At 46.7% G+C, this 12,879-nt stretch carries 11 protein-coding genes; 8 read left to right on the forward strand and 3 right to left on the reverse strand.

Annotated elements, in window-relative coordinates; all coding sequences use genetic code 11:
• Positions 1-81: 81 nt before the first annotated feature.
• The 6 genes from msrB to D0A37_RS07910 all read left to right on the forward strand — a co-directional run bounded on the left by msrB (position 82) and on the right by D0A37_RS07910 (position 7,506).
• Positions 82-480, forward strand: a complete 399-nt coding sequence (gene msrB, locus D0A37_RS07885; protein ID WP_242723047.1) for a peptide-methionine (R)-S-oxide reductase MsrB — start codon at positions 82-84, stop codon at positions 478-480.
• Positions 481-756: 276 nt separating this feature from the next.
• Positions 757-1,485 carry a UMP kinase gene (gene pyrH / locus D0A37_RS07890; RefSeq protein WP_242723050.1) on the forward strand — a complete coding sequence of 243 codons (729 nt, stop codon included), beginning with the start codon at positions 757-759 and terminating at the stop codon, positions 1,483-1,485.
• Positions 1,472-2,020: a ribosome recycling factor gene (gene frr / locus D0A37_RS07895; protein ID WP_242723052.1), complete on the forward strand. Its 549-nt coding sequence runs from the start codon at positions 1,472-1,474 to the stop codon at positions 2,018-2,020. The genes pyrH and frr overlap by 14 nt, the downstream gene beginning before the upstream one ends.
• Positions 2,021-2,207: 187 nt before the next feature.
• Positions 2,208-3,305, forward strand: a complete 1,098-nt coding sequence (locus tag D0A37_RS07900) for a geranylgeranyl reductase family protein (RefSeq protein ID WP_242723054.1) — start codon at positions 2,208-2,210, stop codon at positions 3,303-3,305.
• Between the two features lie 370 nt (positions 3,306-3,675).
• A complete protein-coding gene (gene ybiA, locus D0A37_RS07905; protein WP_242723056.1) occupies positions 3,676-4,128 on the forward strand; it encodes a riboflavin biosynthesis intermediates N-glycosidase in 453 nt (150 codons plus the stop codon).
• Between the two features lie 372 nt (positions 4,129-4,500).
• Positions 4,501-7,506: a GAF domain-containing protein gene (locus D0A37_RS07910; RefSeq protein ID WP_242723058.1), complete on the forward strand. Its 3,006-nt coding sequence runs from the start codon at positions 4,501-4,503 to the stop codon at positions 7,504-7,506.
• A gap of 7 nt (positions 7,507-7,513) precedes the next feature.
• Here D0A37_RS07910 and D0A37_RS07915 read toward each other — a convergent pair whose 3' ends face one another.
• Together D0A37_RS07915 and D0A37_RS07920 are read right to left on the reverse strand one after the other, a co-directional pair.
• Positions 7,514-8,290, reverse strand: a complete 777-nt coding sequence (locus D0A37_RS07915; protein ID WP_242723060.1) for a pentapeptide repeat-containing protein — start codon at positions 8,288-8,290, stop codon at positions 7,514-7,516.
• Positions 8,291-8,550: 260 nt separating this feature from the next.
• Positions 8,551-9,195 carry a pentapeptide repeat-containing protein gene (locus tag D0A37_RS07920; RefSeq protein ID WP_242723062.1) on the reverse strand — a complete coding sequence of 215 codons (645 nt, stop codon included), beginning with the start codon at positions 9,193-9,195 and terminating at the stop codon, positions 8,551-8,553.
• A gap of 1,086 nt (positions 9,196-10,281) precedes the next feature.
• On the opposite strand from D0A37_RS07920, the gene D0A37_RS07925 reads away from it, so the two are divergent.
• Positions 10,282-10,719 carry a helix-turn-helix domain-containing protein gene (locus tag D0A37_RS07925; RefSeq protein ID WP_242723063.1) on the forward strand — a complete coding sequence of 146 codons (438 nt, stop codon included), beginning with the start codon at positions 10,282-10,284 and terminating at the stop codon, positions 10,717-10,719.
• Positions 10,720-11,016: 297 nt separating this feature from the next.
• On the opposite strand, the gene D0A37_RS07930 is transcribed toward D0A37_RS07925, so the two are convergent.
• Positions 11,017-11,370, reverse strand: a complete 354-nt coding sequence (locus tag D0A37_RS07930) for a metal-sensing transcriptional repressor (RefSeq protein WP_242723064.1) — start codon at positions 11,368-11,370, stop codon at positions 11,017-11,019.
• 178 nt (positions 11,371-11,548) lie between these two features.
• On the opposite strand from D0A37_RS07930, the gene D0A37_RS07935 reads away from it, so the two are divergent.
• A complete protein-coding gene (locus D0A37_RS07935; protein ID WP_242723065.1) occupies positions 11,549-12,793 on the forward strand; it encodes an HhoA/HhoB/HtrA family serine endopeptidase in 1,245 nt (414 codons plus the stop codon).
• Positions 12,794-12,879: the final 86 nt, after the last annotated feature.

Here is a 12,879-nt window from a genome sequence, read left to right on the forward strand (position 1 = left end):
CCGTTAACCGTCAACACTCAACAGTTAACAGTTAACCGTCAACACTCAACACCTAAATACATCTTAACCAAACATCAAATCATGACTGAAAAAGTTCAAAAAACCGACGCACAATGGCAACAGCAACTCACGCCAGAACAGTTTAAAGTCGCCCGAAAAAAGGGAACCGAAAGAGCTTTTAGCGGCGAGTATCACGACAACAAAAAGCCCGGAATTTATAATTGCATTTGCTGCGGTACGGAGCTATTTAAATCAGAAACAAAGTTCGATTCCGGTACCGGTTGGCCGAGTTTCTACGCTCCCGTTAGCGAAGAAAATGTCAAGTGCGAGTCGGATAACACCTTGTTCATGCGCCGAACAGAGGTACTGTGCGCTGTTTGCGACGCTCATCTCGGTCACGTATTTAACGACGGGCCCAAACCTACCGGTCAGCGTTACTGCATGAATTCTGCTGCTCTTAATTTTGTTCCCAAGGATTGATTCTTTTAGGGGCGGGTTTGCGTGCCCAACCCCTACTCCCCACAAAAAATCAATCGGCTTGTGGAACAGGCATCTTGCCTGTTCACTTAGCATTCACTGAGAAAAAATCAATCCTGTTGTGGAACAGGCATCTTGCCTGTTCACCTAGCAGCCCACGCAACAAACAAATTCTCTTGTAGTACAAGCAGGAGGCCTGTTCTGGGTAATTGATGTTCAAAATGCACCCGTACTGCTATCTTATGGTGAAGGCAAAAAGAGTAAAAAAATAGTGGCGGCATGGGGATGGTTTATCAGCGAGTTTTGCTGAAGCTCAGCGGTGAAGCGCTGATGGGCAGCTTGGGCTACGGCATCGATCCGGTAGTCGTTCAGTCGATCGCCCAAGAAGTGGCCAAAGTCGTGTCCCAAGGCATTCAAATCGCGATTGTTGTCGGTGGCGGCAACATTTTTCGCGGGGTGAAAGCTGCTTCGGCAGGGATGGATCGGGCAACGGCTGATTATGTGGGCATGATTGCGACGGTGATGAATGCTATCACTTTGCAGGATGCCCTGGAACAAGCAGGAGTGCCAACGAGGGTGCAATCGGCGATCGCCATGCAAGAAGTAGCTGAACCCTACATCCGGCGGCGGGCGATTCGCCACCTTGAAAAAAAACGGGTAGTGATTTTTGGTGCCGGTTCTGGCAATCCTTTTTTCACTACGGATACTACAGCCGCTTTGCGGGCGGCTGAAATTGATGCAGAGGTGATTTTTAAAGCTACTAAGGTAGATGGGGTGTACGATTCCGACCCCCACGTCAACCCCAACGCGCGCAGGTATCAAACCCTCACCTATGCCCACGTCTTGAATCAAGATTTGCGGGTGATGGACAGTACGGCGATCGCCCTTTGCAAAGAAAATAATATTCCTATTATGGTATTTGACCTCTCGGTGTCGGGCAACATCTACCGAGCTGTAATGGGAGAATCTATTGGAACTCTTGTCGGAGGTTTTTGTGAAGTTAGCTGACGCAGAAGATCATATGCAAAAGGCAGTTGAGGCTACTCAACGGTCTTTTAATACTATTCGGACGGGACGGGCCAACGCCTCCCTCCTCGATCGAGTCATGGTAGACTACTACGGTTCTCCAACTCCGATCAAATCCCTTGCCAACATCGGCACGCCGGATGCGACTACGATCAACATTCAACCGTTCGATCGCACAGCGCTCAACTCGATCGAAAAAGCAATTTCCCTGTCGGATGTAGGACTCGTACCCAACAACGACGGTTCAGTTATTCGCTTGAACATTCCGCCGCTGACGAGCGACAGACGCCAAGAATTTGCCAAAATGGCCGGGAAGTTTGCTGAAGAAGGTAAAGTTGCAATTCGCAATATCCGTCGCGATGCCGTTGACTCGATTCGCAAGCAGGAAAAAAGCAGCGATATCTCTAAAGATGAATCCCGGGACTTGCAAGATAAAATTCAAAAGCTGACGGACAAGTACATTGCCAAAATAGAAGAAGTTCTGGCAGCGAAAGAGAAAGATATCACGACTGTTTAGGGGATGGGAAATTGGGCAGGGGGAATAGGAATAGTTGTGAGATTGCCGAGATACGGCCGCGAACAACGAGCAGACGCTTAATGATTTGTGAGTTGTGAGTTAAAAACTCAAAATTTAACACTCATTAACTTACCAATTCCTCCTGCCCCATGACCCATCACCCATTACCAGTTACCCCTTACTCAAAATGTTGGATTGCATTATTGTCGGTGCAGGCCCGGCAGGCCGTACAGCAGCCGATCGCCTAGCAAAGCACAGACGTTCTGTTTTGGTAGTAGAAAAAGCATCTTTGCCCCGTAATAAGCCTTGTAGTGACGACGTTTCTGGGGCGATCGCCCAAGGGCTCGATTTTGACCTGACGCCAGCTATTTCGATGAAAGCTAACAAAATTAGCTACACAGGGAAAATGGAAGATCTAGTGCAGGTTCAAATAAATTCGCCAATGTGGATGGTACAGCAAGATGTATTTGACGACTTTTTAATTAAACAAGCTCAAAAAACTGGCGCGAAACTTAGACACTCTACAGAAGTTAAAGGAATTGAGTTTAAAAATTCTGTTTGGGAAGTTAAAACAAACTCAGAAGCTGTTTCTGGCCGCTATTTGATTGCTGCTGACGGTGCCGGCGGGCCGATGACTAAGAGGCTGGGATTGAAAGAAGCAAAACTCTGTTTGAGTCCAAGTTTAGAAAATCGCTCAATCAAGGGCGATTCCGTCAATTTCGATTTTGGTACTATTAAAAAAGGTTTTATCTGGAGCTTTCCCCAAGCTGACGGCTACTCTTTGAGTATTGCGGCGATGCGTGGCGACAAGCCAAAAGATATCAAGAATATTTTGGCCGACTACGCAACGAAGTGCGGTGCGGATCTTAGTGTCAGCAACGTGCGGGAACACCCCATGAGTTTGTGGGAGGGCGATCGCAAATTGCACTCGCCCAATTCCCTGCTTGCAGGAGACGCAGCCAGTCTCGCCGACCCCCTGTCCGGTGATGATGTAATTCGTCCTGCCATTTTTAGTGGCTTTAAGGCCGCTAAAGCGAGCGATCGAGCTCTTGGAGGTGCCGACGACGCTAAGAAGCCGTACACTCCATTTATCGCCCCAGAATGGAACACTGATATGGTTTGGGCCAGTCGGTTGGCTAAGGCATTCTATCAGTTTACAGGAGCTGTTTATAGAGCGGGCCTCCAATTTCTGAGGACTACTCAGTTGATGAGCAAAATTTTGTGTGGCGAACTGCTTTATGCCGAGCTCGCTAACCGCGTTTTTCAAAAGCTGATGGTGTTTTAGAATGAAGGAAGAGGGAATAATAAATATTCTTAAATCCCCATTACTTATTCTTGATTTCAAATTCTTACTCGTTAATTTAAAAATAGGAATTACGCACTATTCCTCAGAAAGCCAGTTGATTCCTAGATTTTGCGTTCCCCAACCCGCTTTTTTCCAATAAACTGGGTTCAAAAGCGTAAATGCTATTTTAAATAAAGTCGATGCGAGGATTTTTTAATACAAGCCCCGCGCTGCTCATAGAATCCATCTCAAATGCTCCTGGAGGCAAAAAGTGGTTTGAAACATTACTCTAACGCGGTAAGGCGCTTCAGGGACACCCTGAATAATTACATTCTACCTAAATCCTGTAAAATATAAAATCTCAAATCGAATGATAATTTATTTTTATAAAGTAGAGGAGCCTTACGGCTGCTTTTCTAATTTTTCACTACACGACATTTCTCTGCACGGTCAATATTGGTTGACTGTGGAACATTACTATCAAGCCCAAAAATTTGTCAGCACTGATAAAAGATTAGTGGCGGCGATTCAAGCCGTAGCAACTCCTCAAGAAGCGGCTAAATTAGGTCGCGATCCCAACCACCGGATTCGCGCTGATTGGGAAGCCGTGAAAATTCCCATTATGCGCGAAGCAGTTTTAACTAAGTTTCTCGCTCATACAGACATTCAAGCGATTCTCCTCGCCACAGGGGATCGAGAGATTGTCGAGGATTCGCCAACGGATTACTACTGGGGGTGTGGCTGCGATCGAACCGGTCAAAATCATTTGGGTAAAATTCTGATGAGCGTGCGCCAAGAAATTAGTCACCGCCTTGCGCGCTGATAGAAACTCAAATTCTTTCGTTAATTATCATTATATGAAGTTCTACAACAAATGTCAAGTTATCCTAACAATGAAGAATTTTCATAGTAAGAGTTGAAGATTGCGAGAAATTTATAAGAGCCTTAAAATAATAATTATTATTTGCTTAACTCGCTCTGCCTGTTGAAGGCAAGGATTAAACCGGTGCGATCGCAGATTTTCCTGACGCCAGTGCGCCAGAGGCGATACACCGTCGCCTCTCAACAGTGCGCTACCCATTAATTGTACAGATCGGTTGACTCAAAAACTCAGGGTGAGGCATTTGAGTTTGCTCGCGACCACAGCACCTCAAAACTTCTTAATTATCATTGTATTAAGTACAAAAGGAGATTTATGCAACTCAGAGAAAATACGCAAGAATTACATTATAAACTAGACAGAGAAGTTTTGATACGGCGGATAACAGAACGCATTCGCCAATCTCTAGAATTAGAAGATATTTTAACCAGTACGGTAGCAGAAGTGCGGTCTTTTTTGAAAACAGATCGCATTATGATTTACAGGTTTAGTGCTGACGGAAGTGGAGAAGTTGTTGCTGAGTCAATTAATAACAACCATCTCCCTTCCTTGAAAGGGCTGCACTTTCCAGCAGAGGACATTCCCGCGAGCGCCAGGGAAATGTATGTCACTTTGCGCCAGCGGACAATAGTAGATGTTAACTCAGGGACGATCGTCCTGAGTCCCCTCGATGCTGCAGACACCGGTAAACCTTTAGTAAAGGAGGAGATGCACTACCGAGCGGTCGATCCTTGCCACACCGCTTACCTGATGGCAATGGGAGTGCAATCTTCCTTAGTGGTGCCGATTTTGCACCGCAGGATCGCGTCGCCAAACAGCAAAACAGATATCTGCGAGGCGGCCACGTGTCTGACTCGATACGAGCCAGGAAATAATCAAAAAATTCACATCGAACTGTGGGGACTTTTAGTGTCTCACCACTCTGCGCCCCTCAATATTTCACCAGCAGATTTAGAAGTAGTTCAGCTCGTATCAGATCAATTGTCTAGCGCTATAGCCCACGCGCTCCTCCTCCAGCAAACCCGCTCTCAAGCCGCCCGCGAAGCTACCGTGAGCCGCATAGCAGCCCTGTTGTATGGTCACGTCAACATTCAACTGCAACAGGGTTTAGAAGCCACCGTCACCGCTTTGGGTGGCAGCGGCGGCAGACTTTATCTCAACCTGCCGAAAATCAACAGTGAAAAGTTATCTGAACTCAAGATTGAGAAAGGATTTCCAATTGCCGCGACCCACAGTGATGCTACCTTTGAACTGTTCACCACAGGAGAACAACCGACACTCCCTAACTGGGAAAAAGTGAAGGCAATCGAAGCTCATCCCCTCTGGCAGCAATGGCTAACCAAAGGATTTAAAAATACCGAAGAAATTCCCAAGTTACCAATTTTTACTAACTCTCCGTTCCCAGTTTGGATAATTACAGACTTATACAAAGAACCTCTATTTAGAGTTTTAGTTCCCGCTTTCCAATCTACTAAAATTCGGGGTTTGCTGGTAATTCCCCTCCACTACAAACAACAAGTAGTCGGCTGTTTGACCATTTTTCGCAATGCAATTGATACCGAAAAAATGTGGGCGGGGCGCTTTGACACCAGCGCTGCACAAACCCTTCCCAGACAATCCTTTGAAGTCTGGCGAGAAATAAAAAAAGGTCAGTCGCCCGAGTGGAAGTGCGAGGATATTGAGCAAGGTTTAGCTATAGGCAGCCAATTTTGTTCGGCAATTGGGCAGTACGTTCTTTATAAAGAAGTGCAGACCCTGAATGCCAACTTGGAGCGCCAAGTTCAAGAACGCACCGCCCAATTGCAACAATCCTTGGACTTTGCCAAAGTATTGACGCGAGTTAGAGACCAGATTCGTAGCACCTTAGATTTAAAAATCATACTGCAAACTATTGTGCGAGAAGTCAGAGTTTTGTTGGATACCGATCGCACGGTAATCTACCAATTTGCAGCAGATAAAGAGGGCGAGGTAGTTGTCGAAGCTGTTTGCGGCCAGTGGCGGTCAATTTTAGGTATCACCTCTCCACAAGGATGCTTTCCCGAAGGCTCAGACTGCTTTTATCGAGCCGGACGGGTGCGAGCAATTAATGATATTTATACTGAGGATTTAACACCCTGTCACCGCGAATTTTTGGAAGAGTTGCAGGTGAGAGGCAGTTTAATTGTGCCCATGAGAGGCAAAGATTCCCAATTGTGGGGGTTGTTGATTGCCCATGAGTGTTCGGGGCCGAGAGTTTGGCAAACTGCAGAACAGGAATTAGTGCAACATTTAGCGGCTCAAGCTGCGATCGCCATTCACCAAGCAGAACTTTATCAAGAAAGTCTCAATGCAGCAACTGCCGATCGATTAAAAGCCGAACAGCTAGCTAAAACAGTCACAGAACTGCACAATACCCAAGCCCAACTGATTCAAACCGAAAAAATGTCCAGTCTCGGACAACTCCTCGCCGGAGTCGCCCACGAAATCAATAACCCCGTTAACTTTATCTACGGCAATCTGTCCCACGCCAGCGAATACACCAAAGATTTACTCTGCTTGGTGGAACTCTACCGCCAGCACTACCCCAATCCCAACCCAGAAATTAGCGAGCGCTCCGAAGCAATCGACATCGAATTTCTTGCCGAAGATTTGCCAAAAATTTTGGGTTCCATGACAGTCGGAGTTGAGCGCATCCGCCAGTTAGTTGTATCTTTGCGTAATTTTTCCAGGAGCGATCAAGCCGAGAAAAAAGCCGTTGACATTCACGAGGGCATCGACAGTACCCTGTTGATTTTGCAGCACCGCATCAAAGCCAATTCCGATCACAACACCGTTGAAATCATTAAAGAATACGCCCATTTGCCCTTAGTAGAATGCTATGCCAGCTCGCTCAATCAAGTATTTATGAATCTGATCGGTAATGCCCTTGATGCCATAGAAATGGGAAAAAAAGAGCGTGTTATGAATCTTCCCTTTAAAGCCGCAAGTGCAGCGGCGACGCATTTAAGCTCCCAAATACTGCCTATCGAGTCAGGAGATATAAATGCCACCACCGAGTGTTTGATTCCTGATTTCCCATCTCCTTGCATTCGGATTCGCACTGAATTAATCAATGAAAAAACGGTAGGAATTTGCATTGCCGACAATGGTCACGGCATCCCCAAAGAGTTAATCTCTCACATATTTAATCCGTTTTTTACTACTAAACCCGTAGGTCGGGGCACGGGTTTAGGACTGTCTATCAGTTACCAAATTGTAGTTGAGAAACACCAAGGCGTACTTAAGTGTGTTTCTGTACCCGGTCATGGTACAGAGTTCTGGATCGAGATTCCTCTGAATTAGGCAACCGTCAAGGCAACATTAGCTTCACCAGCACAGAACCGATCGATCCCAGAAGACTCATAAAGTTGCCACCGCCGCCCGTGCGGGGTTCCGTAGGCTTTTGACGTGCAACAATGGCTTCGGCTAACTGCTTTGACAAATCCTCACCTTGGGGATTTCCTTGAGCTGCAAAGAGTTGCTTAGCTCGATCGGCGTCTAGAGTCGCGCCGGCGAAGTCTCCCAAGTCAGCGCGAGACATACTGCGCGCAAAATAAACGGCTGCTAAATCCGATTTTAGATTCAGGGCTTGATTGTAATAATCAATGGCGTTTCTGTAGTTTCCTGCTTGAGCTTCCAGCACTCCCAACCGGTAGAAGTCTTCAGCGGTGCCGATATTGGTTGGCATTCCTCTAACTCCGAGCAGTTGCGCGTTAGTTAAATTGGCGTTGAGCAAATTGGCGTCGGTGAGATAGGCACTTCTCAAGTCAGCACCGCTGAGGTTGGCACCGGTGAGGTTCGCCCCTGTCAGGTTGACGCCAAACAGGCTAGTGCCGCTGAGGTTGGCACCGCTGAGGTCAGCCCCGGTGAGGTTGGCTCGGCTGAGGTTAGCCAACCTCAAGTCAGCACCTTTGAGATTGGCTCCGGTTAAGTTGGCTAAAACCAAGCCCGCACTGCTGAGGTCGCAGTTGGGGCACTGTCGGGTGGCTAGTAATTGTTGCGTGTGTTGGATGTTCTCGGCGGGTGCAGGAGCGATCGGGGCGATCGCGCTCAGCAGTGTTACAGCAGCGAGGATTCTGAGTTTCATTTTAACCGTCCAAAATTCAAAATATTAAATCTAAAATAGCTTTTATCGAAGCAATTGAAAATCACCATAACACAACTTCACCCAACAAATCTTTTGACTTGCCGAATGTAGGAGTTCTGGGCGCCATCAGCACCCTAAATTAAAGTTATCCACCTTACCTTGGTGTCAAATAAAGATTTCCCTGCCAATAAATTAGGGTAATGAATTACTCATTACCCTTTAGCCGCTGTTCTCGGCAACCATAAAAATTAACAAATAAATTAGTCGTGAATCGTGCCGTCGGGCATCGTTGTACCCTTAAGATATACTCCGCTCAGGTTAACTTTTGTAAGGTTTGCTCCCAACAGGTTTGCTCCGCTTAAGTCTGACGCACTTAAAATCGCTTCACTCAAGTCTGCCCTAATTAGACTCGCCCCCATTAAGTCGGCGCCGCTAAGGTCTACTTTGCTCAAGTTTGCGCCAATTAAATCGCATTCTGTCAGCACCGCCCTACGCAAGTTTACTCCGTAAAGATTTACTCCGTGCAAGTCTGCACGGCTGAGTGTGGCCCGAGATACGTTGGCTCCAATTAAAGTTGCTTGGATCAGGGAAGCTCCGCTCAAGTCTGCTTTGCTGAGGTTCGCTCCCATCAACTCAGCTCGATTCAGGTTAGCTTCAACTAAAAGTGCTTCTGTGAGGTCGGCTCCACCTAAGTCTGCTCTCATCAAATTAATTTTGCACAAATTGGCTTTGCCAAAGTTAACTCTGTTGAGTTTCGCTTTGCTGAGATTGGCTCCAATCAGGTCGGCTTCATACAGATTGGCTCCAATCAATTCTGCTTCGTAGAGGTAGACCTCGTGCAGGTAGACCCCGCTAAAATTTCTTTCTCCTATTGCATATAGCTTGAGCAGTTCGTCAACGTTCATTGTGGCTTCTCTACACCTTTTAAATGAAGAATACTGTCAGCAAGCTGGTTGCACCGGATGTTCTGCAATTTTAGATTCTGAAATATTCACACCCAGGGTTAAACTTCCCTCAATCTGTAAGGTTTGAGTATAAATTAGATGCTTTGGTGAGGGTGAAGGACAAAGCTGCATTCTATTTTCCCTGTGGTTAAAAATTAATCTTTAAAAATTTTAACAACAAGTTTGCTCGCACTTCCTAACTAAATCCCAAAGATTCTACGTGGAAACTCCGATCAATCGAAGCCATAACTTTTTGTGGGTAGTTGAGGTTACTGAGTAGACGCGTGACCAAGATCACAAAGCACTGTTAGTAGGATCACATAGAAACCTCCCTTTCGATCACAGCAGGCGGGCAAAAATAGCCGATACTTATACTGTAATGCTGAGAAATTGACAATGCCACCCTCGTCGTGTTTTACTCAACTGGCGATAAAGCCAGTAGTTTCACCGATACTTGCCCGCAGCAAGAAAGTCGGTTGCAACGTCACTCGGCGCTACCCGCTCTGACCGATGAGAGTCCTGATATCTAAGGATTTTTCGCATAGCGAAAGCCAAAAATGCACTTCGGGGAGTAAGGGAATGTCTGTATAAAAATGCGATCGCTGGTGTACATTCGCCTGTTTGCTAGCACCTAAGGACTAAAAATCGCCCATACGTTCGCAAAAAATAGCAATAAATACCAGGAAAACCATGATAGATGTTTAACAATAAGAGAATAAATGGTATTCCTTAAGAGTCACCTATTGCCGCTAATGTTACAGTCGATCGGTTAACGGCTATCAGTATTAGCAATGACGCTTGTCCATCAAATACAAAACTGACCCAGAAACCGGGTTTTTACCCAAAAAACTCGTTGCAACCTTGCTCCAGGTTAAAATAATCCGGTTTCTGAGCGTCTGAGTGCCTCCCGGAAGGAAAAAGTTTAATGAGAACGAACGCTTTTGTATTGCTTTAGGGCAAACAAGAGGTCAGCATTTAGGATAGGAGCAGCTTTTGCTCCATTGTCAAACAAAGGTATTGTAGAACGCGAATTGTGAGGTAATTGATATGGCTGGAGTATGTAAACTTAGCATCACAGAGACAACTGAAGAACTAAAAAACCTGTTAACTGAACAAAAAACGGCAAGCGGCTTTCAAAAAATTCAAGCACTTTACCTGTTCAAAATTTGTCACGTTAAGACAGTTAAAGAATTGGCTACGACGATCGGGGTAAACCGAATTACAGTGCAGCGGTGGCTCAGAAAGTACCGCTCTGACGGACTCGAAGGACTCCTCGAAACAAAACACAGTGGCGGCCGCAAGCCGGCCATTCCTCCTCTGGCCCGCGCTAGTTTGGCAATGCGCCTCAGCGACCCCCAGAAAGGCTTTAAAAGCTATGGAGAAATTCAAGAGTGGTTGCAGCAGGAATACAGCATTGAAGCTTCCTATAAAGCGGTTTACGCAACAGTCAGATACCAGCTCAAAGCCAAGCTGACGAAAGTCTAGACAGTTCATACCACGTCGGATTAATCACCGATTATCTAATGGTTTGCAGTCAGCTTTTGAAGCTTTTGAGGAGTTCCTTCGTCACGAAAAACCTGACTAATTCTTTTTTAACAAAACTCGCTCTCATAAACGGCGAAGCATATAAATTATATGTTGTGGAAATGGGGGTGAGGGGAAGAAGATGTGACGCTTTTCCCCTGTTTGTGAAAGATGCTTAAAAAATTGGCCATAAATCCTAACTTGCAAGTTTTGTCTAATTTGCAGGTTTTGTTATATGGAGGTAAAAATTGGCAGCGGCTAAGGCAAAAACCGATCCAAAGCCGCTTTCAACTCTTCGATTTCCGTATCGATATTGCCTTCTTTAGCGGCTCTGGCAATGCACTCAGTTAAATGTTCATCAAGAATGATTCTCGCTACGCGATCGAGCGCCCCTCGAACTGCTGCAACTTGCACGAGAACTTCGGGACAGGGACGGTTTTCTTGCACCATCGTTTTAATGCCGCGGACGTGCCCTTCAATCCGAGACAAGCGATTTACTAGCCGCCGCATCGATTCTTCATCGTGATGGTGAGGGTGGGCTGATTTATCGTCGTGATGGTGGTGGGAATTTGAGGGCAAGGATTTGTCAGTAGAAGTATCAGATAGAATCATTGGGGTTACGAGGGAAAGTTTAAAAGTTAGAATTCTGAATATGTTGAGTTGGTGCGGGCTCCTGACTCATGTATTGTAACTGTCAAAATATATTTAGGATCTTCATAGCGGCAGATTATTGAGTCCGCACGATCGCACACGTTTACCAGACTAACCCAGACTAACAAAGATTGACGCTATGCGACTATTTAAGTTTTTTCGCCCCACACCTCGAATCGGTGCTCGTTGGTTCGCCCTAATTTTAGGAATGACGATCGCCCTGAGTGCGCTGGGTATCAATGCTGCACCCGCTGCCGCCGCTGATGGCACAAATCCGCCCAACTTACAGTTCCAGAGTTCCCCCGCCACCCCCCCGAATCCGCAACAGTTAGCGCTGCGCGGCGGGGAATTGCCAGCGGATACGGGAAGTTTTGTGACGGCGGCTGTCGATCGAGTCGGGCCGGCAGTTGTCCGCATTGATACCGAGCGCACTGTCAGTCGCAACATCGACCCCTTAATGGAAGACCCATTCTTCCGCAGATTTTTGGGAGAAGATTTACGCAGCATGACCCCTAGACAAGAACGCTTACGCGGTCAAGGTTCCGGCTTCATCATTGACAAAAGCGGGATTGTTTTAACCAACGCTCACGTAGTTGACAAAGCCGATCGAGTGACTGTCACCTTAAACGACGGCAGGACATTTCCAGGAGAAGTCCAAGGTACTGACGAAGTAACAGATTTGGCTGTTGTCAAAATTAATACCAAGCAATTAAACCTGCCGACGGCCACCTTGGGAGATTCCGACGCGGTGAAAGTGGGAGATTGGGCGATCGCCGTGGGCAACCCCCTGGGATTTGACAACACCGTCACCTTGGGCATTATCAGCACCCTCAAACGCTCCAGTGCAGCCGTCGGCATTCCCGACAAGCGGCTTGATTTCATTCAAACCGACGCCGCCATCAATCCCGGCAATTCCGGTGGCCCCCTGTTAAACAGCAGAGGAGAAGTGATTGGCATCAACACGGCGATTCGAGCCGATGCAATGGGTATTGGGTTTGCGATTCCGATCGACAAAGCCAAGGCCATCTACGCGCAGTTAGCCAAGGGGGAACAAGTCAGCCATCCGTTTTTGGGGATTCAGATGATTGCTTTGACTCCTGAAATGGCCATAGAGAATAATTCTGACCCCAATGCTCCTTTGATTGTGCCGGAAGTGAAAGGGGTGTTAGTGATGCGAGTTGTGCCAAATACGCCTGCTGAGGAAGCAGGGATTCGCAAGGGGGATGTCATCGTTCAAATTGACGGTGAGGGAGTGACTGAGCCCGAACAGTTGCAAAATTTGGTGGAAAACAGTCAAATCGGTCAAATTCTGCAACTGAAGGTGCGCCGCGGTGCCGAGATTAAAGAAGTTCCGGTTCAAACTGCTCAACTGAGGGATTTTTAATTAGAAGGGGAAGGGGGGAAATCGTTAAAACCCCCTCCTCGACTCGATCGCGTGCTGGGCATAAAAATTGTTCACCAATGAAATAG

This window comes from Microcoleus vaginatus HSN003, from assembly GCF_022701255.1.
Taxonomy (GTDB): domain Bacteria; phylum Cyanobacteriota; class Cyanobacteriia; order Cyanobacteriales; family Microcoleaceae; genus Microcoleus; species Microcoleus vaginatus_B.

What these genes read in the sequence shown, in the direction of transcription:
- msrB (WP_242723047.1), top strand. Translation starts at nt 82, where the DNA reads ATGACTGAAAAAGTTCAAAAAACCGACGCACAATGGCAACAGCAACTC.
- pyrH (WP_242723050.1), top strand. Translation starts at nt 757, where the DNA reads ATGGGGATGGTTTATCAGCGAGTTTTGCTGAAGCTCAGCGGTGAAGCG.
- D0A37_RS07900 (WP_242723054.1), top strand. Translation starts at nt 2,208, where the DNA reads ATGTTGGATTGCATTATTGTCGGTGCAGGCCCGGCAGGCCGTACAGCA.
- ybiA (WP_242723056.1), top strand. Translation starts at nt 3,676, where the DNA reads ATGATAATTTATTTTTATAAAGTAGAGGAGCCTTACGGCTGCTTTTCT.
- D0A37_RS07910 (WP_242723058.1), top strand. Translation starts at nt 4,501, where the DNA reads ATGCAACTCAGAGAAAATACGCAAGAATTACATTATAAACTAGACAGA.
- D0A37_RS07915 (WP_242723060.1), bottom strand. Translation starts at nt 8,290, where the DNA reads ATGAAACTCAGAATCCTCGCTGCTGTAACACTGCTGAGCGCGATCGCC.
- D0A37_RS07920 (WP_242723062.1), bottom strand. Translation starts at nt 9,195, where the DNA reads ATGAACGTTGACGAACTGCTCAAGCTATATGCAATAGGAGAAAGAAAT.
- D0A37_RS07925 (WP_242723063.1), top strand. Translation starts at nt 10,282, where the DNA reads ATGGCTGGAGTATGTAAACTTAGCATCACAGAGACAACTGAAGAACTA.
- D0A37_RS07930 (WP_242723064.1), bottom strand. Translation starts at nt 11,370, where the DNA reads ATGATTCTATCTGATACTTCTACTGACAAATCCTTGCCCTCAAATTCC.
- D0A37_RS07935 (WP_242723065.1), top strand. Translation starts at nt 11,549, where the DNA reads ATGCGACTATTTAAGTTTTTTCGCCCCACACCTCGAATCGGTGCTCGT.